The organism is Litchfieldella anticariensis FP35 = DSM 16096, assembly GCF_000409775.1.
In the GTDB taxonomy this organism is placed as follows: domain Bacteria; phylum Pseudomonadota; class Gammaproteobacteria; order Pseudomonadales; family Halomonadaceae; genus Litchfieldella; species Litchfieldella anticariensis.
Window position 1 is genome coordinate 196,988 of sequence record NZ_KE332388.1, and the last position, 23,319, is coordinate 220,306.

The following is a 23,319-nucleotide window of genomic DNA, read 5'->3' on the forward strand; positions in this document are numbered from 1 at the left end:
GACTCGAACGATGACCGCGAGAGGTGCCAGCATGGCATCGCGCTCGGGTCATCCCCGTTCGTGCCCGATACTTGGTCGGGCACGCTGCGCGCCACCCGCGGGTGGCGCTTGTTGTTGCATAAGCGCTTGGCGAAAGACTTATTTGCGCTTCTTGCGGTTGGCCATATGGATCGCATGGCCATCGACAGCCAGAGCCGCCTCGTGAATCGCTTCCGAAGTACTCGGGTGTGCATAGCAGGTCAACGCCAGGTCTTCGGCGCTGGAGCCGAATTCCATGGCGATCACGCCTTGGGCAATCAATTCACCGGCATGTTGACTGACGATGTGCACCCCGAGGATACGGTCGGTCTCGGCATCGGCGACGATTTTGGCCAGCCCGTCAGGGGCATTATTGGCCAACGCACGACCATTGGCGGAGAACGGGAAGGAACCGGTCTTGACCTCAATGCCAGCGGACTTCGCTTCCTCCTCGGTCATACCGACCCAGGCCACTTCCGGGGCAGTGTAGATGACACTGGGAATGGCGTCGTAATTCATCTCGGCTTTGTGGCCGGCGATGATGTCGGCAACCATCACTCCTTCCTCGGAGGCCTTGTGAGCCAGCATCAGACCACGCACGCAATCACCGATCGCGTAGACGCCGGGCACACTGGTGCGACAATGATCGTCAACGAAGATGAACCCACGCTCGTCGAGCTTGACGCCGACATCGTCACCCAGCACACCTTGGGTATAGGGGCGGCGTCCGACGCAGACGATCAACTTGTCGAAGGTGACCTCTTGCTCGCCCTTGCTGTCGGTGTACTTGACCACCACCTCGTTGCCCTTGACTTCAGAGCCGGTGACACGAGCGCCCAGCTTGATATCCAGACCCTGCTTCTTGAGCAGTTTCAGGGTTTCCTTGGCAACCGCCTGGTCGACTACCGGCAGGAAGGTATCCATGGCTTCGAGCATGGTGACTTCACTGCCCAGACGGCTCCACACGCTGCCAAGCTCCAGACCGATGACACCAGCACCGATTACACCCAGGCGCTTGGGCACTTCAGTGAACTCCAGGGCACCTGAGGAGTCGACGATCAGGTTGTCGGTCAACGGAGTCGGCGGAATCTCCACCGGTACCGAGCCGGAGGCGATGACGATATTGTCGGCATCGTAAGTCGCCTTTTCTCCGTCATGCCCGGTAACTTCGACCTGCTTGCTGGAAATCACCTTGCCAGTGCCTTCCAGTGCGGTGACACCATTGGCCTTGAACAAGGCACTGATGCCACCGACGTTCTTGGCGATGACCTTTTCCTTGAACTCGAGCATCTTGGCGATATTGGGGGTAAGCTCCCCCACCTCGATACCGATCTCGTCATAGTGATCGCGCGCTTCGACGAACTTGTGAGAGGTCTCCAGCAATGCCTTGGAGGGGATACATCCCACATTCAGACAGGTACCGCCATGGACGGTCTTGCCTTCCTTGTTGACCCACTTCTCGACACAAGCGGTCTTCAACCCCAGTTGAGCGGCACGAATGGCAGCTACATACCCACCGGGACCTGCGCCAATGACGATCACATCGAATTTATCGGCCATGGAATCTTCCTGTTAATCCGTTCGCTTGAGAGTTCGCAGACGTGGCAACGCTTAGATATCCAGCAGCAGGCGTGCCGGATCTTCGAGCAGCTCCTTGATAGTCACCAGGAACTGGACCGCGTCCTTACCATCGATCATGCGGTGGTCGTATGACAGTGCCAAGTACATCATCGGGCGGATCTCGACCTTACCATTCACCGCCATGGGACGCTCCTGGATCTTGTGCATACCCAGGATCGCGGTCTGCGGCGGGTTGAGGATTGGCGTCGACATCAATGAACCGAAGATGCCGCCATTGGTGATGGTGAAGGTTCCACCTTGCATCTCGTCGATGCCCAACTTGCCATCACGAGCACGCTTGCCGAAATCGACGATGCCCTTCTCGACATCGGCGATTTTCATGCTGTCGGTATCGCGCAGCACCGGAACCACCAGGCCACGATCGGTGGAAACGGCCACACCAATGTCCTGATAACCGTGGTAGACGATATCGGTGCCGTCGATAGAAGCGTTGACATCGGGGAAACGCTTGAGCGCCTCGCTGGCCGCCTTGACGAAGAAGCCCATGAAGCCGAGCTTGATATCGTGGGCTTTCTGGAAGGTTTCCTTGTACTGGGAACGCAGCTCCATTACCGCACTCATGTCCACCTCGTTGTAGGTGGTCAGCATGGCCGCGGTCTGCTGGGCCTGCACCAAGCGCTTGGCAATAGTCTGACGCAGCCGGCTCATCGGCACGCGCTTCTCAGGGCGTTCGCCCTCAAAGGCCGGGACAGCGGCAGTAGCCAGCTGAGGGGCAGCGGCAGGCTTGTTCGCCTTCTTGGCATTGCCAGCATCGACAGCGCGCTGGACGTCTTCCTTGAGGATACGCCCACCCTTGCCGGTACCTTCGATCTTGCTTACATCGAGGTCGTGCTCGGCGACCAGCTTGCGCGCCGCCGGGGCCAGTATCTTGTCACCGAGTTTTTCATCACTGCCTTCCTCGGCTCCCTTGGCCTCGACACCCGATTCGGCCTGGGGTTTGCCTGCCTCGGCCTCACCACCGGCATCTTCAGCAAAAAGTGCCAGTACCGCCTCGGATTCCACCTGCGAGCCTTCCTCGGCGTTGATTTTACTCAGCGCACCATCAGCGGGAGCCACGACTTCCAGCACCACCTTGTCAGTTTCGATGTCAGCCAGCACCTCATCGCGTTTGACCGGTTCGCCGACCTGCTTGTGCCAAGTCGCCACCGTACCTTCCTGAATGGATTCCGGAAAGGTCGGAGCCTTGACCTCATGGATTTTACCGGAAGCAGCGGCCTGTTTGTTGCTGACTGTCGACTCGCTGGCCTTGGCGTCGTTCTTGCCTTTGGATGCCGGCTCCACCTTGGTTTCGGCATTGTTGGCGGCAGCGCTCGCCTTGGCACCGGCTTCACCCAACGTACCCAGTATCTGCTCGGACTGGACGGTATCGCCCTCTTGCGCCTTGATCTCGGACAGCGTGCCGGCTTCCGGCGCCACTACCTCGAGCACGACCTTGTCGGTCTCGATTTCGACGATCAGTTCGTCGCGCTCAACACTATCACCCGGCTGCTTGTGCCAGGCGGCCACGCTACCTTCGGCAACGGATTCCGGAAAGGTTGGCGCTTTGATCTCGGTAGCCATTTCGTTTCCCTTGTGTATTCTCTCTCGTCCGATGGGACGCCTCAGGCGTTGAAGGCGTCATCCACCAGTTGGCGCTGCTGTTCGACGTGAACGGACATGTAGCCCGACGCGGGGGCGGCCGACGCCGGGCGACCGGCAAACTTGAGACCATGACCCAAGCCGTCATGCAACATGTCAGCGACGATGCGCATATGATGCTGACTCTGGTACCAGGCCCCCTGGTTGAGCGGTTCTTCCTGACACCACACCACCTGCTCCAGGTTGATGTAGTCCTTGAGTGCCTCGTACAGCTCTTCCTTGGGGAAGGGGTAAAGCTGCTCGAGACGCACGACGGCAGTGTCCTCACGCTGGTTTTCCGTACGGTAGGCAGCCAGATCGTAGTAGACCTTGCCGGCACACAACACCACACGCTTGACCTTCTCGGCGTCGAGGTTGCCCTGATCCGGCAACACCATCTGGAACCTGCCATTCGCCAACTCCTCGAGAGTCGAGGTCGCTTCCTTGTGGCGCAACAAGCTCTTGGGCGACATCACCACCAAGGGTTTTCTCAGCGGGCGAATCACCTGGCGGCGCAGCAGATGGAAAATCTGCGCGGGTGTGGTTGGAACACAAACCTGCATGTTGTGTTCAGCACACAGTTGCAGGAAACGCTCAAGGCGTGCCGAGGAGTGCTCCGGCCCCTGCCCCTCGTATCCATGCGGCAACAACAACGTCAAACCACACAGACGTCCCCACTTGGTTTCGCCGGAGGAGATGAACTGGTCGACCACGACCTGGGCGCCGTTGAAGAAGTCGCCGAACTGCGCCTCCCAAACGATCAGCGCGTTGGGCATAGTGGTGGCATAGCCGTATTCGAAAGCCAGTACTGCCTCTTCCGAAAGGAAGGAGTCATGGATGGTGAAGCGTGGTTGGCCATCCTTGATATGCTCGAGCGGCACATAGGTGCTGCCGTCCTTCTGATTGTGCACCACGGCATGACGGTGGGAGAAAGTACCACGCCCCGAGTCTTGGCCGGTGATACGAATCGGATGCCCTTGATCGAGCAGCGTGGCATAGGCCAGGGTTTCGGCAAACCCCCAGTTGAGCGCCATGCCGCCAGCCAGCATCTTGCGGCGATCTTCGTAGATCTTGGCCACTTGCCGCTGCACCTGGACACCATCAGGGATCTCGCACATCTTGGTAGCCAGTTGCTGCATGCGCTTCAGATCGAAGGTGGTATCGGCATCGCCGGTCCATTCGTGACCGAGATACGGTGCCCAATCAACGAATAGCGACTTGTTGGGCTCCTTGACCAGCGCGTTGGCCACATGATTGCCAGCTGACAGATCTTCGCGGTAAATCTCACTCAGTGACTTGGCTTCCTCTTCGGAAAGCACGCCTTCTTCCACCAGTCTCTGGGCGTAGAATATCCGCGACGAGGGGTGATTCTTGATCTTCTGGTACATCATCGGCTGCGTGCCGGATGGCTCATCGGCTTCGTTGTGGCCGCGGCGACGGTAGCAAACCAAGTCGATGACCACGTCACGCTTGAACTGCTGACGGTAGTCGATAGCCACCTGCGTGGCGTGCAACACGGCATCCGGATCGTCGGCATTGACGTGGAAGATCGGCGCCTGGACCATCTTGGCGATATCGGTGCAGTATTCGGTGGAACGCGTATCCTGCGGATGCGACGTCGTGAACCCCACCTGGTTGTTGATCACGATATGCAGTGTACCGCCGGTCTTGTAGGCACGGGTCTGGGACATCTGGAAAGTTTCCATGACCACACCCTGTCCGGCGAAAGCAGCATCACCGTGGACATTGATCGGCAGAACCTTGTCGCCATCGCTGTCGTCACGGCGATCCTGACGGGCCCGCACCGAACCTTCGACCACCGGAGAGACGATCTCCAGATGCGAAGGGTTGAACGCCAGCGCCAAGTGCACTTCCCCGCCTGGGGTCATGACGTTGGAACTGAAGCCCTGGTGATACTTGACGTCGCCCGATCCCTGTTCGATCACCTTCTTGCCGTCGAACTCTTCAATCAGCTCGGACGGGCTCTTGCCAAGGATGTTGACCAGCAGATTGAGACGACCACGGTGGGCCATGCCAATGACCACTTCCTTGGTGCCGTAGCCGCCGGCACGCTGAATGATCTCATCCATCATCGGGATGAAGGACTCGCCGCCTTCGAGGCCAAAACGCTTGGTACCCGGGTACTTGGAGGCCAGATAGTTCTCCAGGCCCTCAGCCGCCGTCAGCCGCTCCAGCACATGCTTGCGCACCTCGTTGCTGAACTTCGGCTTCGAGCGTACCGATTCGAAGCGCTGCTGCAGCCAACGCTTTTCCTCGGTATCGACGATGTGCATGATCTCGCAGCCGATGGAGCGGCAGTAGGTCTGCTCCAAGGCTTCGACAATCTCCTTGAGCGGTGCCTTATCCTTGCCCAGGAAGAAGGAACCGGTCTGGAATTCGGTATCCAGATCAGCGGACGAAAGCTGGTGGAAGGAGAGGTCGAGATCGGGAACCGGTACTTGGGCACGCAGTTTGAGAGGGTCGATATCGGCCTTCTGATGGCCACGGAAGCGGTAAGCGTTGATCAACTGGAGAACTCTGACTTGCTTCTTGTTCTCACCGCTGTCGGTGGCCGTTGCGGCCTGAGGAGAGCGTCGGTTCTTGCCGAGCTGGTAAAACTGATCGCGAATCGGGGTTAGTGGAACATCGTGGGAAGAGCTGCCTTCGGGACGTGGCAATCGATCGAAATAATTGCGCCATTCGTCAGGGACAGCATTGGGATCGACGAGGTACTGTTCGTAAAGCGCTTCCACATAGTGAGCATTGCCACCACTCATGTGGGAAGTGCGCCACATCAACTCCATTATGCCTTCTTGCATCTCTCGGTCACCCTACACTGATGGGGGTGTTGTCGGCGCCAGATACGGCATCGCCGCATCGGGCGTTTCTGTTGCCCTGCCGGAAGGGCGATCATGTTAGCCGGCGACTGCCTGGCCTGGCCGTGGCAAAAATGCCCCGTAAGGCTTGCCACTCATCATCGAAAGCCGGTGCGCAGGGCACCGGCTCTCTACAACTGGGCCGGACACGGCTGCGACACTTGGTCACACCCGAAAACCGGCGCCTATGATAGCAAGCCGAGCGCCACGATTTAAGTGGCATTGGCCAATAGCATTTCGCGAATCTTGCCAATCGCGCGTGTCGGGTTGAGTCCCTTGGGGCATACCGCCACGCAATTCATGATGCCACGGCAGCGGAACACCGAGAACGGATCCTCGAGATCGGCCAGGCGTTCACGTGTCGCGGTATCCCGCGAATCTGCCAAGAAGCGATAGGACTGCAGCAGGCCAGCCGGACCAACGAACTTCTCTGGATTCCACCAGAACGACGGACACGCGGTCGAACAGCAGGCACACAAGATACATTCGTAGAGGCCGTCAAGCTTGTCGCGATCTTCCGGCGACTGCAAACGCTCAATGGCGGGCGCCGGCTCATCGTTCTGGAGATACGGCTGAATACGCTCGTACTGCTTGTAGAAAATCCCCATGTCGACTACCAAGTCGCGAATCACCGGCAAGCCAGGCAGCGGTCGCAGTACCAGCTTGTTGTTCTTGACCACGTCGGACAACGCGGTGACACAGGCCAAACCGTTCTTGCCGTTCATGTTCATGCCGTCGGAGCCGCATACACCTTCGCGGCAGCTACGACGATAGGCCATGGAACTGTCCTGCTCCTTGATCAGTTCAAGAACGTTCAGGACCATAAGATCGCGGCCATGAGTCTCTACCTGGAACTCCTGCATGTACGGCGCGGAGTCGGTTTCAGGGTTGTAACGGTATATGGATACCTGAAGCGTGGACATCATGGACTCCCTTAATAAGTACGGACTTTCGGCTCGAAGGTGTCGACGGTCCTTGGCTTGAAGTTGACGTCGCGCTTACCCACCTTCTTCTCGGCCGGGAAGTACAGCGAGTGCTTCAGCCAGTTGACATCGTCACGATCCGGATAGTCGTAGCGGGAATGGGCGCCACGGCTTTCCTTACGCTCCAGAGCGGCAATCGCAGTAGCCTCGGCCACTTCCATCAGGTTGTCGAGCTCCAGCGCTTCGACACGAGCGGTATTGAAGGCGTTCGACTTGTCAGCCAGATGTGCTTCAGCGATGCGGCCACGCAGTTCAGCCAACTTCTGCACACCATCCTTCATGTTGTCTTCCTGACGGAACACGCCAAAGGAATTCTGCATGATGTCCTGCAACTCGGCCTTGAGCGCCGGTACCGATTCACCACCACCAGATTCATTCCAGCGATTCATGCGCGCCATGGCAGCATCGATGTCGGACTCGGACGCATCCAGATAGTCGATGCCTTCATTGAGCGCGCCCTCGATAAACATGCCAGCGGCACGCCCGAACACCACCAGGTCGAGCAACGAGTTACCACCCAAGCGGTTAGCACCATGAACCGAAACGCAAGCCGCCTCACCACAGGCGAACAGACCGTTGACGATCTGGTCGTTACCGTCGGCGTCCTGCATGATGGCCTGCCCATGCACGTTGGTGGGAATCCCGCCCATCATGTAGTGACAGGTTGGCACCACCGGGATAGGTTCCTTGGCCGGATCGGCATGGGCAAAAGTCTTGGACAGCTCGACAATGCCAGGCAGGCGCTTGCCGAGGACTTCCTCACCCAAGTGATCGAGCTTGAGGAAGACGTGATCGCCCTTCTCGCCACAACCACGCCCTTCGAGGATTTCCATGACCATGGAGCGAGCCACCACATCACGACCGGCCAAGTCCTTGGCGTTGGGAGCATAACGCTCCATGAAGCGCTCGCCATCCTTGTTGATCAGGTAGCCACCTTCGCCGCGACAGCCTTCAGTAACCAGGACACCCGCCCCGTAGATGCCGGTGGGATGGAACTGCCACATTTCCATGTCCTGCATCGGGAAGCCGGCGCGCAGCGCCATGCCGATGCCATCACCGGTATTGATCAAGGCATTGGTGGTAGACGCATAGATACGCCCGGCCCCGCCAGTGGCCAGCACTGTCGCCTTGGCCTTGACGTGGACCACTTCGCCGGTCTCGATGCTCAATGCGATGCAACCTACCACATCGCCATTGGCGTTCTTGACCAGGTCGACCGCATACCACTCATTGAGGAAGGTGGTATTGTTCTTCAGATTGTTCTGATAAAGGGTGTGCAGCAGAGCGTGGCCAGTACGGTCGGCGGCAGCGCAGGTACGCGCGGCCTGACCACCCTTACCGTAATCCTTGGACTGACCACCAAAAGGACGCTGATAGATGCGGCCATTGTCGAAACGCGAGAAGGGCAAGCCCATGTGCTCGAGCTCGAACACCGATTTGGGGCCTTCAGAACACATGTATTCCGCGGCATCCTGATCGGTGATGTAGTCGCCACCCTTGACGGTGTCATACATGTGCCAGCGCCAATCGTCATCGGGATCGGCGGAAGCGATGGCGCAGGTGATGCCACCTTGGGCGGAAACGGTGTGCGAGCGAGTCGGGAACACCTTGGACAGGACGGCAGTCTGTTTGCCGGACTTGGCAAGTTCCAGGGCGGCACGCAGGCCGGAGCCGCCGCCACCAATGATGATTGCGTCGAAGGTTAGACTACGCAGGTTAGACATGGATCAGGCTCCCCACAGGACTTGAATGCCCCACACCAGAAAGACGAAGACGGCCAGGATGATGGCAGTTTGGACGGCGAGACGAATGGCGGTGTGCTTGAGATAATCAGTGGTTACCGTCCATAGGCCTACCCACGCATGCGCCGCTATGGAAACGAACGCCAGCAGCGAGAAGATGCGCATCCAAGTCTGAGCAAACAGCCCACTCCAGGTGGCGTAATCCAGCCCCGGGTTGATTAGCAGAAAGCCGACGATGAAGAGAGTGTAGAGTGCGAGAATGATCGCCGAGACGCGCTGGATCAGCCAGTCGGAAAGCCCGCTTCGACCAAGGTTCGTAATATTGGTTACCATACCCAGACTCCTGCCAGAATCACCAGAACGGCACTAACCACCACCGTGATCTGCGCCTTGCGCACCCCGCTTTCCAGGGTCACACCGATATCAATGTCCATCAGCAGATGCTTGATACCGGCCACGAAATGAAATCCCAGGGCGGACAGCAGGCCCCAGGCAATCAGTTTGGCCAGAATATTGCTTGCCAAGACATCGCGTACTGCCGCGAACCCCTGAGCGGAGGAAAGCGACTTATCTAGCGCCCAGAAGGCGAAGATCAGACCGATGAACAGGATGACGCCGGTGATGCGGTGGGCAATCGACGTTAGTGCCGGGAGAGGAAATTGGATCGTGGTTAGATCGAGGTTTACGGGTCGTTTGCTATTCACGGCTCTTTACACACTCTCTTGGCCCGCTCGTCTGTAATCGGGCTAGGCCCGAGCGGGCGGTGGTTTTGAGGAAGGGCTCGGCCGCCTGCCAAGTCGGCACGACCTTGCATTCCAGCCAGTCGCGCGGGGTGGATTATAGGGACTAGGGTCAACCATGACAAATCGAAGAGGTCAAAGTACGACCTTCGCATTGCCTTGACCGACGCCAGGAAAGGGGGAAAATGATGCAGAGCACCATCAATTATACAAACCTTGTAACAGATGCCCGCCCCTGCATAAGACAACTGCCCCATGGGCTAATTGACAATCCCCGGGACACTTCTATAGTGGGCGGACCTTTTTCGCCAGCAAGGCAAGCGGGACAACGACTTATCGCCTGACACCAGATAATAGAGAGGAGGCCAACATGGCTGACAGGAAAGCGCAGTTGACGATCGAAGGGCTAGACAAGGTAATCGAATTCCCTGTCTATTCCGGCACTGTCGGCCCCGACGTCGTCGATGTACGAGGCCTCACCGCCGAAGGTTTCTTCACCTACGATCCAGGTTTCATGGCCACATCCTCCTGCCAATCTGCCATCACCTACATCGATGGTGGCAAGGGGATATTGTTGCATCGCGGCTACCCCATCGACCAACTGGCCAATCACTCGAACTTCGTCGAGCTTGCCTACTTATTGCTTTTCGGTGAATTACCGAGCAAGGACGAGTACGAGAACTTCGAGAGAACGATTCGGAACCACACCATGGTTCACGAACAACTGGCCAATTTCTATAAGGGATTCCGTCGCGACGCACACCCCATGTCGATCTTGTGTGGCGTGGTCGGTGGCCTGGCGGCCTTCTATCATGACCACTTGGACATCACCCGCGAGGAAGATCGTCGCATCAGCGCCATCCGGCTTCTCGCCAAGATGCCCACCCTGGCAGCCATGTGCTACAAGTATAATATCGGCCAGCCGTTCAACTATCCGCGTAACGACCTGACCTATGGGGAAAACTTCCTCTACATGATGTTCAGCAACCCCTGTGAGGAATACAAGATCAACCCGGTTTTCGCTAAGGCCATCGACCGGATATTCATGCTCCACGCTGACCACGAGCAGAATGCCTCCACCTCGACGGTGCGCCTGGCCGGCTCCACTGGTGCCAATCCGTTCGCTTGCATCAGTGCCGGTATTGCGGCGCTCTGGGGGCCGGCCCACGGCGGCGCCAACGAGGCAGTGCTCAACATGCTCGACGAGATCGGCGATGAGTCGGAGGAGAACATCCAACGCTTCGTCGACCGGGCCAAGGACAAGGACGACCCATTCCGCCTGATGGGCTTCGGCCACCGCGTCTACCGCAACTTCGACCCACGCGCCAAGGTCATGAAAGAGACCTGCGATGAGGTGTTGAGTGAGTTGGGCATGGCCGATGACCCGCAGCTCAAGATCGCCAAGCGCCTGGAACAGATCGCCCTGGAAGACGACTACTTTATCGAGCGCAAGCTCTACCCCAACGTCGACTTCTATTCAGGCATCATCCTCAAGGCGATCGGCATTCCCACCAATATGTTCACAGTGGTTTTCGCTGTATCGCGGACCATTGGCTGGATCTCTCACTGGCACGAGATGATCAGCGGTGATTACAAGATCGGGCGCCCGCGCCAGCTCTATACAGGGCATGCCCAAAGGGACTATCCCAGCAAGTAATAGCCACAACCACTGCGGAGGCCGCCCATGGGCGGCCTCCGTTGTTTTCGCTGCCATATCTGTGGATGGGGAGCCCTCTTCCCCCTTCACATGGAAAGCACATCCAAGTCTACCGCCAAAGGCTGGTATCACTCATACCTCGCGCCCTTCTGCTCTCATCCCAGAGAAGCGAAATGTATCCTTCTCGGCGTGATTTCATGTTGCGATACAGCAAATTCCGTACTCACTATCCCGACTCGATCAGACACGTTTTGTTTTCCACACTTTCTGTGGATAACCCTGTTTAAAACCATGAGAAAACTGTCATCAGTCACCATGACAAGCGGGTTACGCTTAGATTGATCATTTTTTAATCAAAAATAACTTGTTGATTTTAAAGGATATATTAGCCAAAGCCCGCAACCATGCGGCTCACATTAGGCTTGTGCACAAGCACCCATCATTTCCACGATCCCGTGGACAACTTGGAAAGCATGTCAAGGGTAACAGGAGGGAAAATCTACCCATGCGACCATCGTATATGAGGAAAAACGGCGCTACACACGAAGCATGAGAAGACTAATCACAGCAACAAAAAAAGACGCATTGAGCGTCTTTGGTAACTCTTCAAAACCGCATTTGATGAGTGGCGTCCCATAGGGGGTTCGAACCCCTGTTCCCGCCGTGAAAGGGCGGTGTCCTAGACCACTAGACGAATGGGACGCAGGATGTCAAAAATCGAGATTGGTGGAGCCTAGCGGGATCGAACCGCTGACCTCGACACTGCCAGTGTCGCGCTCTCCCAGCTGAGCTAAGGCCCCGCATCTCGTGAAGACGGAGCGCATAGTACTGATTCGCTTCGGGTCCGTCAACAAGAAATTCAGCTACGGGCTACGGGCTACGGGCTACGGGCTACGGGCTACGGGCTATTCAGTATCCACTGAACAGCTCGTAGCTCAAAGCCCGCAGCACGAGGCTTGGGGTCAAAGAGCCCGGTATTCCTTCTCGAAGCGCTTGGCTTGCTTCTTGGAGACACCACCCAGCACGGCAATGGCGTGGCGCAGCCGTGCGCGGGTCATGTCCGAGCCGAGGATAGCCATCGCGTCCATTACCGACGTGGAAGTTGCGGAGCCAGTCACGGCAATGAATACCGGAGCCAGGAAGGCTTTCATTTTCAGCTCGAAGACCTCGGCCAGGGACTTCACCTCGGCCAGTAGCGCATCCTTATCCCACCGCTGTACCGTTTCCAGACGCCAAGTCAGGAACTGGAGTAGCTTGAGCAGTTCCTCACGTTCGAGCTTGATGCTTTCGAAACTGCTTTCATCGATCTTGGGCAGGCCAGAGAAAAAGTGGCCAGCAAGCGGTGCCACGTCCGAGAGCGTCTCCACCCGAGGACGCACCTGGGGCAGGATCTGGCGCACGTACTCCTCATTGAAGGCCCACTGCTTGAGAGCTTCGAGGAAGGCATCGTCATCCAGATCCTCGCGGATATAGACACCATTGAGCCAAGTCAATTTGTCGAGATCGAATACCGGTCCTCCCAATGAGACACGGTGCACGTCGAAATGCGCCATCATCTCATCGAGGCTGAACTTCTCGCGCTCATCGGGCATCGACCATCCCATACGCCCCAGATAGTTGAGGACAGCCTGAGGCAGGAAACCCATGCGCCGATAGTAATTGATCGATGTCGGATTCTTGCGCTTGGAGAGTTTGGACTTGTCCGGGTTGCGTAACAACGGCATATGACAGAGCACCGGCATCTGCCAGCCAAAGTACTCATAGAGCAACTGGTGCTTGGGCGCGGAATTGATCCATTCCTCACCACGCAGCACATGAGTAATGCCCATCAGGTGGTCATCGACCACATTGGCTAGATGATAGGTCGGCATACCATCGGACTTGAGCAGGATCTGAGCATCAACCTGAGCCCAGTCCACCTCGATGGTACCGCGCAACATATCCTTTACTACGCAGATACCTTCGTCGGGCACCTGCATACGCACGACAAAAGGCCACCCTTCGCTTTCACGGCGCGCCACTTCGTCTTCGGGCAGTGCAAGGTCGGCTGGTTTGAGTGCCAGATGCAGCCCTTCCGCCTTACGCGCCTCGCGCAGTTCATCGAGTTCTTCGCTGGTACGGTAGCATTTGAAGGCATGCCCCGCTTCAATCAACTGGCGTGCATATTCGGCGTAGAGCTCTCCGCGCTCACTCTGCCGATAGGGGCCATGAGGGCCGCCTACATCGGGTCCCTCGTCCCATTCCAGCCCGAGCCAACGTAGTGAATCAAGGATCATCTGCTCCGATTCGGCAGTCGAACGCACCCGGTCGGTGTCCTCGATACGCAGAATGAATTGCCCCCCATGCTGGCGAGCGAAGCACAAGTTGAACAGCGCGATATAGGCAGTGCCTACGTGGGGATCGCCGGTCGGCGAAGGAGCGATGCGAGTACGTACGGTCATTATCTTGCCAGATCCGTTGGGTGAATGAACTTGGCGGCATTATACGCACTCATGATCCCCCCATCAGCTTTGAGCGATAAGATAGAAGATCGGCACTTCGCGGCTCGAAGGCACAAGAGTGATGTCTCCTTGTTTTAGTCGGCTAATGCCGACTGTAGCTGGGTACCTATAGCGCCAAGTGCTCGCGGAACCAGTCAGTGATGAAGTCCAGGTAGGCACGGGTCTTGTCGGGCAGATATTTGCGCGAGCGAAACAACACCAGCATGCTGCCGTGTTCGTTCCAGTAAGGTTGCAGCAACGGCACCAATTCCCCCGTGGCAACAGGTGAGCGTGCCGCAAAGGTCGGCAAGTAGGCCAGGCCGAAACCAGCCTTGGCCGCTTCCACTACCCCCAACAGATTGTTGATGACCAGCCGCGAATTCGGCTCGATGTCCAGTGGCTGGCCGTTGAGCGAAAAACGCCAGTGAGCCCCCAGGTCATAGTTGCCATAGAAAATACTGTCATGCTCGCGAATGTCCTGCGGGTGTAATGGCCAATTGACCCGAGCCAGATATTCCGGGGCGGCGTAGAGGCCATACACCACCTTGCACAATGGCCGCGATACCAGACTCGAAGGTGGCAAGGGCCCCATACGGATGGCTAGGTCTACCGCATCATCGATGGGCTCGAAACGCTGATCTTCGAGCAGGATCTCCACCGCCACGTCAGGATAACGGCGCATGAATGCGGTGGTGGGCGCCGCCAGATACATGAAACCGAAACTGACTTGTGCACTGACCTTGAGCTGCCCCCTCGGGCGCGCTGTCACCGACTGTACCTGGGCTTCCGCCGCCGATAGCTCCTCGCGTATACGCAACCCATGCTCGTAATAGATCTGCCCAGCCTCAGTGAGATGCAGTGAGCGTGTCGAGCGGTTGAGCAGGCTGACTCCAAGTTCTTCCTCCAAAGCTGCCACGCGCTTGGAAGCCAACGATTTGGAGATCCCCAGGCGTCGCGCCGCCGCAGTGAAACTGCCGCTGCGCACCACTTCGATGAACACCCGCAGTGCATCCAGGGTTGCCAAAAAGCCCTCCTTTTGTACTGTCAGCTATAGGGTAGCGGCTACCATTCGACCGCCCTTGTTTCCATAATGGAAACACTAGTTTTCGATTGTACCCACTTATTCCGCAAAAGCCGATTCCCTATACTGCACCTGCGTTCGGGTCGAACTCGATTGTGAGCTATCCTCCGAACGTCAACGCCATCAGGCCAAGGCAATGACGCCAACGCCTGGATGACGCCTTCAGTGCATTTCTGCTTGCGCGCGGCCGGTTGTTAGCTGACATCCGGCGCGCTTTTCTTTTTCCTCCTTCTCTTCCCCCATGGGCATTCATGCACCATGCAAGGGCACTCTCGTGAAAGAAAGTTGTCACATCGTTGGATGCGTGATCTTGCACAATACAGGCGGGATACTAGAGCATCATGAGCCCATTCAAGAGAGATGCAGCAATGGATGCCCTAGGCCCCCGGATCAAGCGATTGCGACAACAGGCCAACCTCAACAAGGCGGCTTTGGCACGTTTGGTGGGAGTATCGGACGTCACCATATCCTACTGGGAGTCCGGGGCCATCAAGCAAATCGGCCATGAACGCTTGGTTGCCCTATCGGAAGCACTCAAATGCCCCCTGAGCGAATTGCTGGCCGATCAGCCTCAATCTTCACCTCAAGTATTACACCTCACTGCCATACCTCCCATACCATGGCATGCCGCACCGAAACACTGCATCACGCTGCCACGGGAACTACTCATCTCCTCGACCGATTTCGAGACGGATTGTTACCTGGTCACACCGGCTCCCGATCAAACATTCGACTTTCTCGCCTATGGCGACTTGGCCGCCATCAGTCCCACTACGACCTTTCAACGCGCCGGGCTCTATGTCATCGAGCATCAGAGCCAGATCAAGATCCGACGGCTCCAGCAAAGCCCTACAGGGGAACTGCGTCTAACAGGGGAGTCGGAAGCGGATAATGACACGACTATCGCTGATGCGTCGTTGCGATTACACGGCAAGGTTCAAGCACGTTGGCGGTTACAGTGAACGAGCGTTTCACACCGTCACGTTCCGATGCCTGGCTCCGTACCGGCGGTGAAGGACGTGGAGTACTCGGCCGTGGTTCCTCGATGCCTTGACTTGGATGTCAACGGCCCACTCAGGTGCTCTCCCTGCTCACCAATTACCGCACGGACCGACTGAGGTTGGACACTGGCTGGCTGCACGGATACCGTGATCGAGTACTCCCCATCAGGCAGGCCGCTGCCTGGTCCGAAAGGCTCGGCTGAGAAGTGCCCGCCGTCGACACTGGTACGAATACGCCAGCGTACTCCACTGGTCTGGCGCTCAACGACGATCAACAGCTCGGTTTCATCCGGTAGGTTGGTCTGTCCTTCCACCCTTAACCGGCGATCCGCCAGTTGGTCACCCTCTGCCGTGATCTCGACTGGCTCGGAGAAAGGTGCCACCTCCGGCTTTTTCTCCTCATTCACCTCAGCACCAGTGGGTTCGCCCTCATCAGGCAGGTCGTCCATCGATGTTGCGGTCTCTTCTTCCTCGTTGTTGGACGACGAATTCCCTCCATCGCCTCCACAACCGGTAAGCGCCCACGATATCACCAGAACGAAGCTAAAGCTTCGCAGCCAGCTGTCCCACGCTCTCATTCATGTCCTCCCCACGCAAAGCTCTACAGCCATTGAGACCCATTGGTGATGGCCCTGTCCAGCACTCTTGCCTACATCACTCCCCTATTCGATCCCCAAGGCCGCGTATCCCATAGCGGTAAGTTCGATTTGTTGTGGGTCTTGGCTGTCCTGGAAACGCTTGACCGTGATCAAGCCTCTGGATTCCAGTTCGCCGATATCTTCCAACACCCTTGATAGCAAGCTGTCCTCGCCTGCGTGGCCAAATGGGGATGCCAGAACCCCGCCGTGCTGGAGAACGCGGGAAAGGAGTTCCATCTGATGGCTGGTGAGATCGGTACCCATTGTTCTTCTCCTTGTGAATACGAGCGTCGGATTTCGTGGTAGTGGCCCAAGCCCCGCCACTCGACGGTCTGGCTTACTGATGCCCCAAAGCAGCCAATTGCCGCTAAGTGATCGCCGGTAGGAGGAACACCTGCTCTGCGCCTGCCTCAGAACTCCAGTGCGCCTTGGCAATTTCAATGCAGCAATCGATGCCAAAGCGTGGATCGTCACTAAGGTGACACATGAGCAGTCACACCCAGCCTATACCACTTCCCTGCAGATGCAGATACATCCATCATCTTCACCACATTGATTTTATTGAATAAATTTATTCACTTTACGTAATCACTTCGAAATGGCCATTGAGCTGCCTTCACCTATTCTCTATAGTCCTCCACACTGAAAGATAATCTAAGACAAAAGAACGAACTGGGAATCACCTGGTCAGAACGCAGGTAGGTCGGGAGGGAGCCATGACGGCACTAGCAGGAATCGGGCTATATAGCCCCAAGCAAGCCGAGAGGTTAATCGGCGTCGACGCAGAGAAGATCCGCCGTTGGATAGTGCGTGATCGCTCACCTGCAGGCCCTCTTTGGCATCCTGAGCCTGAGTCACTCGGTGCCGAGGATACGCTTAGTTTTAAAGATTTACTTGAAGTTCGTGCAGTATCGCGGTTCCGCGAACATGGTGTCTCGATGCATGTCATTAGAGAAGCATTGAGCAGCCTTAGTGACTACCTGCAACGCGACTATCCCTTGATCCATCCTCGACTTATGACTGACGGTAAAGACGTCTTTCTGCAAGCACTTGAGGAAAATGGTGAAGAAGGCCTCACTGACCTTGTAAAGCGTCAAGGAGTGCTTACTGAAGTCATTGGCCCTTCACTTATCTCTGGCATTACCTTCGATGCCAGTGATAATCCGGTACGCTGGACACCAGATCCTGCTGACCCACAGATTGTTATCGATCCACGCTTTGCGTTTGGTAAGCCCATTGTCTTGCCAAGCCATGTGTCTACCGCAGCCCTATTCGATGCTTTTCAAGCCGAAGAAGGCGATGCCGACACCGTGGCCAGAAACTTCGATATCACCCTTGATGAGGTGAATCGTGCCGTTAACTTTGAAAAAAGGATAGCGGCAGGTGCACTTCTTCATTGACGAAAATATCAGTATTCATCTTGCTCATGCCCTGAATCACCTCTCCAATATCTGTGATGAAAATCATACGGTGGTGCATGCCATTGACTACTGCGGGAGAGGAACACCTGACAACGTATGGCTTGAAAGACTCAAGGCTGAATCCAATTGGGTAATCATTTCTAAAGACCGCTTCAAGAAAAGCGATCCTGAGCGCCTAGCATTCGAGCGTGCAGGGATGACTATTATCAACCTCGGCAAAGACTGGAACAAAAGAAAAGCTTGGGCGACAGCTCTCCAGCTCATCAGATGGTGGCCTACAATTTCGAGTGGAGTGACCAAACTCAATTGCCCAATGTTGTATGAATTACCTTGGGGGATATCAGGAAAGCTCTCCGGTAGGCCTCTCCCGGTCACTCAATAGCATTCAGATCGTCGTTGTGGCACTCGGGCTTCGTCGACTACCAACTGGTCACCCTCGATCAGCGGTCCCTTTACCCCCTGCATCCTGACTCACTTCGACCAGGTAGCACGACTACGATGGTGTCTGCGTGCTTCCGCCCGGCAGCCCACAGATCAAAGGCATCCTGCAGCGTACCGAGCTCGGCGATGTATGGGGTGTCGGTAGCCGCTTAGTAGAGCGGCTTGCCCTCATGGGAATTGCAACAGCATGGGACCTAGTCCAGCAGGACCACGAGCGCATCCGCAGGCGCTTTTCCGTCACCCTGGCTCGCACCGTGTTGGAGTTGCAGGGTACGCCATGCATTGAGATGAACGACATCCACGAGCCACGCCAGCGCATCATGACCAGCCGCAGCTTCGGCAAGCTCACCGACGACCTCAACGAAATCCGCGAGGCGATCCGACAACACGGACAGCGTGGCGCCGAGAAGTTGCGCCGACAGAACGGACTCGCCAAAGCGGTATTGGTGTTTCTGAAAACGAACCTCTTCCGACAGGATTTGCACCAGTACTCACCGAGCCTGGCGCTCTAACTGCCCCGCCCCACGGCCGACAGCCGACAGCCGACAGCCGACAGCCGCGAGATCCTTCACGCCGCTGGCCACGCCCTGCAGCGGATCTACCGGCCGCACTATCTCTACCAGAAAGGCGGTGTAATGCTGCTCGACCTGATCGACGCCGATCGGCAGCAACTCTCGCTGTTGGACGCACCACAAAGCGACGCCGAGCGGCAGCGCAGCCAGAAGCTGATGGGTGTGATGGATAACCTGAATAACAGGATGGGGCGCGGCACGGTGAAGTTGGGCACCCCCTGTCCTGGGGCGGCCTGGCACTTACGCTGTGCCAACCGTACCCCATGTTGGTCGACACGCTGGGAAGAAATTCCCAGAGCAAAAGCACTCTAGTAAGTACCCAGCGTTCATGCTGGGCTTCTGCTGCGAAGGCAGCCGGCCCCGAAGGAAGGGTAGACGGAAAAGGTGGTGACGCACGAAAGATGCAAGCTTAGGATTCCCTTATATATGGCCGGAGAGTTACTAAAGCCAGCGGAATATTATGTCTTCCCATTTCACTCTGTGCTAGCTATATGCAACATAAATCCTTTTCAATCAAACAAAAGGATACCCACCATTAGAGAACAAATTATTACGGTAATCTTCTAGCTCTGAAAAATAACGAATTGATTCTTGAATGCCTTTTTCCTCATACAAGTACTCCTCAGCGCGCACATAAACCCCCTCGCCTATAGGGAGACACTCTACCCTAGTTGAGAAGTATTCCAATCTCATCTTTACATTAAAAGGATGATTTAACATGAAAAGGAAATCTTCAGGAGAAGGATTACTTGAACTCCATTGAGAATAAATATTGATTTCACCTTCCGGAGAGTTTAACGTGATTTCATTCCCATTAAAAAATCTTGAAATAGCAGAAATATCTGTTACAAAAACCTCATCAAGCTTTTTATCAAGCGCGAAAGGCATGCCATTTACTATACAAGGAATAATATACTTAACTCCATGTTTAGGACCAAAATTTTTTTCAACCATGTCTGGGTACTTGTCCAAACCTGCACAGAGTCTTTTAAGTTGGCCTATATGTTCTTTATAATCATCTATCATATTTCTAGACAGCACAGGACTTCTTGGGATCGCTCTATTTTTGCATTCGAAAACAAAAAGAAAATCATTCCACTTTACCAAGAGATCAAACTCGTACTCCTCTTTACCTCGCATCTCTTTAAACTTCTTAGGATTTAAACCAGCTTCCTTAAAAACATGGAGCAGTCTATACTCAAGAGCATCGCCCTTGTGTGCCAACTTTTCTTTATTCCTCCCAACATTAGAAACTACCAACTCATATAAGATGGCGTCTTTTAGAACAGGGCCATAGATCATGTACAAATCTCCAAACCTAATCACAGGAGTGTCATACAAATCAAAAGAACCAGGACCAAAAATAACATTATTCAAAAAAGTATCCGCTATTCCTATAGGAATGCCTTTGCTTACGAATAAATCAATTATCTCAACTTTCCCCAATAGCGGGACAAGAGAAGAAGCATCATCATCATTGTAATTACTCCTAACAAATTCCTGAAGGACTGCATACCCTTCTATCCATTGACTTAAAGTTAATCCAAGGCACTTATTTTTTTCATCCCCTGGATCAATAGAAAGAATTCTTTCAATAACAATATTATTTGCAACCCTGTTCAAATAAGCTTCACTATCATTTTCGCGCATCATAGAAAGATGCTCTAACGTAGTAAAATATATTTCTTTAGCCAGCTGGCGAATTCTTTGCTCAGCAATAATTTCGTATATCCTCCATGCAAGCGGCGAACTAATATCGAGATACTCTTTGACATGCTCTTTATGTTCCTCAGGCACATCTTCATTATTGTCCGAGTGGCTCCAACCTCTCTCGCAATGTCTAATATCTTTTTGTAATGAGTCAAAAAACTTCCAAGACATGGCATTCAAGTTAAGAGCACCGATTTTATAAATATCATCTTCAGAAGGACAATAAAACCGCTTAAAATCGAAGCAATTATTTTCTTTTAAACCCTCAATAAAACCTGTACTCTTCATGATAAGAAATATTGAATCGAAGAGCATCGACATAGCTGAGTCAGGATGAATCCTGTTTCCTATTGAATCTTCAATCAGATATGATAGGTGCGTATCTATAACCGCCTTGCCCCGAGCACCTTCCCTTAACGCAGCAACAGCTTTTTTTGAAATTACAAGATAGTCCTCAGCGCCTCGGATAAGAGAAGCCGAAACTAACTCAGGAGCGCTTAAGCTTTTAACCGCCTCAGTTTCAGACCGCCATTCATACAGCTTATTGAAATAATTATTTATAACAAGCAAAATAGCTATTCGCCGAACCGCACCTGCATGCTCTTTGGGATATTCAGCCTTTATTAACTCAATTAATGAACCTAAGTAATCTACCACCCACAGTACTTTCTCAACGTTACCATCTTGCACAATTAGGTTTTCATTACGCAAAACAGCATCAACGAAGCTATCTAAAGAAATCTTTCCTAACATTTTCTTGCTAATTTCCAGGGCTTCATGAATGCTTGTTTTTGGAGATAGCTTTTTAAATTTTTTTTCCACTGACTTAGACACACACGCCCCTATTAAAAACAGAAAATTTAAAAGAATAAAAAATTAATAAAAACTTTCAGAACTAGTTTATTTTCCCTAGCCTTACCTCACACCGCCCCAGGATCTCCACATCCCGCATATCCTCGGGCTTGATCAACTCAGGCTGATAGTGCTCGTTATCGCTTATCAATATCAGCGCCCCTCCCGCCACTCGTTGTACGCGCTTGATGCGCAGTTCTTCGCCCATACGCAGCAGAAACACACCATCCGTCGTGCGGTGGCTGCGATCGACTAGATCCAGGTCGCCATCACGCAGCGTCTCCCCTATCGAATCACCGCGCACCTTGGCTCCGACGATCTGGGTCGGGTCCAGCCCCTCGGGCGCAAGCTGAGCAGTCTCGAATACAGCGTGCTTTCTATATTGTCGGCATCAAACAGCCGTTCTGAAGCCGCTGCGACTTCAATGTCGTACTCCGGGATACGGATGGGCGAATATTCAGGACTTGGCCCTCCAGAAAGCTCGGCGCTCGCGCCATCATTGTCTTACCCAACTCTAATACTCACAGGTTAACACAGCGTTTCTTGCCCGTGATCAGGCACGTAAGGAATTCGAATGATGCAGTATCAGTATTGCTGGATTCGGCCATGCCCATAACTTTCTTGAGAGCAGTCTGGATTCGGAATAGCCAGGTTGTCCCTGACGAGCGATGCGATTGCATGCCCAAGATGGGAGGCTACCGCCCCGGTAAGTACTTACTAGCCTGACAGACCTGTCACTCGCTGTTTTCCTTGATCTCTTCCAAGTCCCATTGGGCTTTCCAAGGTATCGCGCATCAAGCACGCGGGCTGGTAGAATGCTCGACCTCATTAGCTTCTGTGATTCGTTATGCCCGTGCTTGACCGTACTTTTTCCGTCGCGCCGATGATGGATTGGACGACCCGCGATTACCGTGCCTTCGCGCGCACGTTGACGCGTCGTGCGTTGCTATATACCGAAATGGTGACGACGGGAGCCATCCTGCACGGTAGCCCGCGGGAGCGGTTCCTGGGCTACGACGAGGTGGAACATCCGTTGGCGTTGCAGCTTGGCGGCAGCGATGCCGGTGAGTTGGCCGAGTGTGCGGCGATCGCTGAGGAATGGGGGTATGACGAGGTCAACCTGAATGTCGGTTGTCCCAGTGATCGGGTACAAAACAACCTGATCGGGGCCTGTCTGATGGGTCATCCGGAGAAGGTCGCAACAGCGGTCCGAGCGATGATCGATGCCGTATCGATCCCGGTAACCGTGAAATGCCGTATCGGTATCGACGATCAGGATGAGGATGCCGACTTGGAGCGTTTCATCTCCATGGTGGCGGACGCCGGCTGCAAGACGTTCATCGTGCATGCCCGCAAGGCCTGGCTGCAGGGGCTTTCTCCCAAGGAGAACCGCGACGTCCCACCGCTCAACTATGCCCGCGTGCATCGTCTGAAAGCCAGCCGCCCTGAGCTACATATCGGCATCAATGGCGGCATCAAGACGTTGGAGGATTGTCAGACTCAACTCACCCACGTCGACAGTGTGATGGTGGGTCGCGAGGCGTACCAGAATCCCTGGCTGCTGGCCCAGGTGGATGAAGTCCTATACGGAGAACCAGGACCTGTCGAGAATCGCCATGCGGCGGCACGGGCCCTACGTCCTTATATCGCTGAACGGTTGGCCGAAGGGGCTCGACTCAACCATATCACCCGCCATTTGCTCGGCTTGTTCCAAGGCTGCCCTGGTGGGCGCCGCTTCCGTCGCCATCTGTCGGAAAACGCTCACCGTGACGGCGCTGGTCTTGCCGTGTTCGACGACGCGCTGGGCCTGGTTGCCGAGCGAGAGGCGGAGCCTGCCTGACCCCGCCTT

19 protein-coding genes, 2 tRNA genes and 1 pseudogene are annotated in these 23,319 nt (G+C 55.1%); 7 read left to right on the top strand and 15 right to left on the bottom strand.

Annotation, left to right across the window (positions count from 1 at the left end):
• Window positions 1-138: 138 nt before the first annotated feature.
• From lpdA to sdhC, 7 genes are all read right to left on the bottom strand, one after another.
• Window positions 139-1,578, bottom strand: a complete 1,440-nt coding sequence (gene lpdA / locus L861_RS07880; RefSeq protein WP_016416526.1) for a dihydrolipoyl dehydrogenase — start codon at window positions 1,576-1,578, stop codon at window positions 139-141.
• A gap of 51 nt (window positions 1,579-1,629) precedes the next feature.
• A complete protein-coding gene (gene odhB / locus L861_RS07885; RefSeq protein WP_016416527.1) occupies window positions 1,630-3,219 on the bottom strand; it encodes a 2-oxoglutarate dehydrogenase complex dihydrolipoyllysine-residue succinyltransferase in 1,590 nt (529 codons plus the stop codon).
• Between the two features lie 41 nt (window positions 3,220-3,260).
• Window positions 3,261-6,095 carry a 2-oxoglutarate dehydrogenase E1 component gene (locus tag L861_RS07890; RefSeq protein WP_021029139.1) on the bottom strand — a complete coding sequence of 945 codons (2,835 nt, stop codon included), beginning with the start codon at window positions 6,093-6,095 and terminating at the stop codon, window positions 3,261-3,263.
• 269 nt (window positions 6,096-6,364) lie between these two features.
• Window positions 6,365-7,075, bottom strand: coding sequence for a succinate dehydrogenase iron-sulfur subunit (locus L861_RS07895; RefSeq protein WP_016416529.1), 711 nt, complete (start codon window positions 7,073-7,075; stop codon window positions 6,365-6,367).
• Between the two features lie 11 nt (window positions 7,076-7,086).
• Window positions 7,087-8,859 (bottom strand): succinate dehydrogenase flavoprotein subunit, encoded by a 1,773-nt coding sequence (sdhA, locus tag L861_RS07900; protein WP_016416530.1) that lies wholly within the window; start codon window positions 8,857-8,859, stop codon window positions 7,087-7,089.
• Between the two features lie 3 nt (window positions 8,860-8,862).
• Window positions 8,863-9,210, bottom strand: a complete 348-nt coding sequence (gene sdhD, locus L861_RS07905; RefSeq protein ID WP_016416531.1) for a succinate dehydrogenase, hydrophobic membrane anchor protein — start codon at window positions 9,208-9,210, stop codon at window positions 8,863-8,865.
• Window positions 9,204-9,581 carry a succinate dehydrogenase, cytochrome b556 subunit gene (gene sdhC, locus L861_RS07910; RefSeq protein WP_016416532.1) on the bottom strand — a complete coding sequence of 126 codons (378 nt, stop codon included), beginning with the start codon at window positions 9,579-9,581 and terminating at the stop codon, window positions 9,204-9,206. The genes sdhD and sdhC overlap by 7 nt, the downstream gene beginning before the upstream one ends.
• Window positions 9,582-9,987: 406 nt before the next feature.
• On the opposite strand from sdhC, the gene gltA reads away from it, so the two are divergent.
• Window positions 9,988-11,274, top strand: a complete 1,287-nt coding sequence (gltA, locus tag L861_RS07915) for a citrate synthase (RefSeq protein WP_016416533.1) — start codon at window positions 9,988-9,990, stop codon at window positions 11,272-11,274.
• A 626-nt stretch (window positions 11,275-11,900) separates the two neighbouring features.
• Here the strand turns inward: gltA and L861_RS07920 are convergent.
• The 4 genes from L861_RS07920 to L861_RS07935 form a co-directional block, all read right to left on the bottom strand.
• A tRNA-Glu gene (locus L861_RS07920) sits at window positions 11,901-11,976 on the bottom strand.
• Window positions 11,977-11,998: 22 nt separating this feature from the next.
• Window positions 11,999-12,074: transfer RNA gene (locus tag L861_RS07925), tRNA-Ala, on the bottom strand.
• A gap of 162 nt (window positions 12,075-12,236) precedes the next feature.
• The gene (gltX, locus tag L861_RS07930) at window positions 12,237-13,715 is read right to left on the bottom strand and encodes a glutamate--tRNA ligase (RefSeq protein WP_016416534.1); all 1,479 of its coding nucleotides are present in this window, start codon (window positions 13,713-13,715) and stop codon (window positions 12,237-12,239) included.
• 166 nt (window positions 13,716-13,881) lie between these two features.
• Window positions 13,882-14,778 (bottom strand): LysR family transcriptional regulator, encoded by an 897-nt coding sequence (locus L861_RS07935; RefSeq protein ID WP_016416535.1) that lies wholly within the window; start codon window positions 14,776-14,778, stop codon window positions 13,882-13,884.
• Between the two features lie 398 nt (window positions 14,779-15,176).
• Here L861_RS07935 and L861_RS23595 point away from each other — a divergent pair, with 398 nt between their 5' ends.
• Window positions 15,177-15,797 (top strand): helix-turn-helix domain-containing protein, encoded by a 621-nt coding sequence (locus L861_RS23595; RefSeq protein ID WP_081645807.1) that lies wholly within the window; start codon window positions 15,177-15,179, stop codon window positions 15,795-15,797.
• Window positions 15,798-15,814: 17 nt separating this feature from the next.
• Here L861_RS23595 and L861_RS07945 read toward each other — a convergent pair whose 3' ends face one another.
• Window positions 15,815-16,414 (bottom strand): hypothetical protein, encoded by a 600-nt coding sequence (locus L861_RS07945; protein ID WP_016416537.1) that lies wholly within the window; start codon window positions 16,412-16,414, stop codon window positions 15,815-15,817.
• Window positions 16,415-16,498: 84 nt separating this feature from the next.
• A complete protein-coding gene (locus L861_RS07950; RefSeq protein WP_016416538.1) occupies window positions 16,499-16,738 on the bottom strand; it encodes a hypothetical protein in 240 nt (79 codons plus the stop codon).
• A 452-nt stretch (window positions 16,739-17,190) separates the two neighbouring features.
• Between L861_RS07950 and L861_RS07955 the strand changes: the two genes are divergently transcribed.
• The 4 genes and pseudogenes from L861_RS07955 (at window position 17,191) to L861_RS25230 (ending at window position 19,220) form a co-directional block, all read left to right on the top strand.
• On the top strand, window positions 17,191-17,874 hold the full coding sequence (locus tag L861_RS07955; protein WP_016416539.1) for a MerR family transcriptional regulator: 684 nt from the start codon (window positions 17,191-17,193) through the stop codon (window positions 17,872-17,874).
• Window positions 17,858-18,277 (top strand): PIN-like domain-containing protein, encoded by a 420-nt coding sequence (locus L861_RS07960; protein ID WP_016416540.1) that lies wholly within the window; start codon window positions 17,858-17,860, stop codon window positions 18,275-18,277. Before L861_RS07955 ends, L861_RS07960 begins: the two co-directional genes overlap by 17 nt.
• Window positions 18,278-18,506: 229 nt before the next feature.
• A pseudogene (locus L861_RS25225) lies at window positions 18,507-19,004 on the top strand (DinB/UmuC family translesion DNA polymerase); the annotation flags it as partial.
• 60 nt (window positions 19,005-19,064) lie between these two features.
• Entirely contained in the window at window positions 19,065-19,220 is a 156-nt protein-coding gene (locus L861_RS25230; protein ID WP_330217780.1) for a DUF4113 domain-containing protein, read from the top strand.
• Between the two features lie 201 nt (window positions 19,221-19,421).
• Here the strand turns inward: L861_RS25230 and L861_RS07970 are convergent, their stop codons facing one another.
• Together L861_RS07970 and L861_RS07975 are read right to left on the bottom strand one after the other, a co-directional pair.
• Window positions 19,422-21,452: a hypothetical protein gene (locus L861_RS07970; protein WP_144062990.1), complete on the bottom strand. Its 2,031-nt coding sequence runs from the start codon at window positions 21,450-21,452 to the stop codon at window positions 19,422-19,424.
• Window positions 21,453-21,513: 61 nt separating this feature from the next.
• Window positions 21,514-21,804 (bottom strand): S24 family peptidase, encoded by a 291-nt coding sequence (locus L861_RS07975; protein ID WP_081645808.1) that lies wholly within the window; start codon window positions 21,802-21,804, stop codon window positions 21,514-21,516.
• A gap of 513 nt (window positions 21,805-22,317) precedes the next feature.
• On the opposite strand from L861_RS07975, the gene dusA reads away from it, so the two are divergent.
• Entirely contained in the window at window positions 22,318-23,310 is a 993-nt protein-coding gene (gene dusA / locus L861_RS07980) for a tRNA dihydrouridine(20/20a) synthase DusA (RefSeq protein ID WP_016416545.1), read from the top strand.
• The last annotated feature ends 9 nt before the right edge of the window (window positions 23,311-23,319 follow it).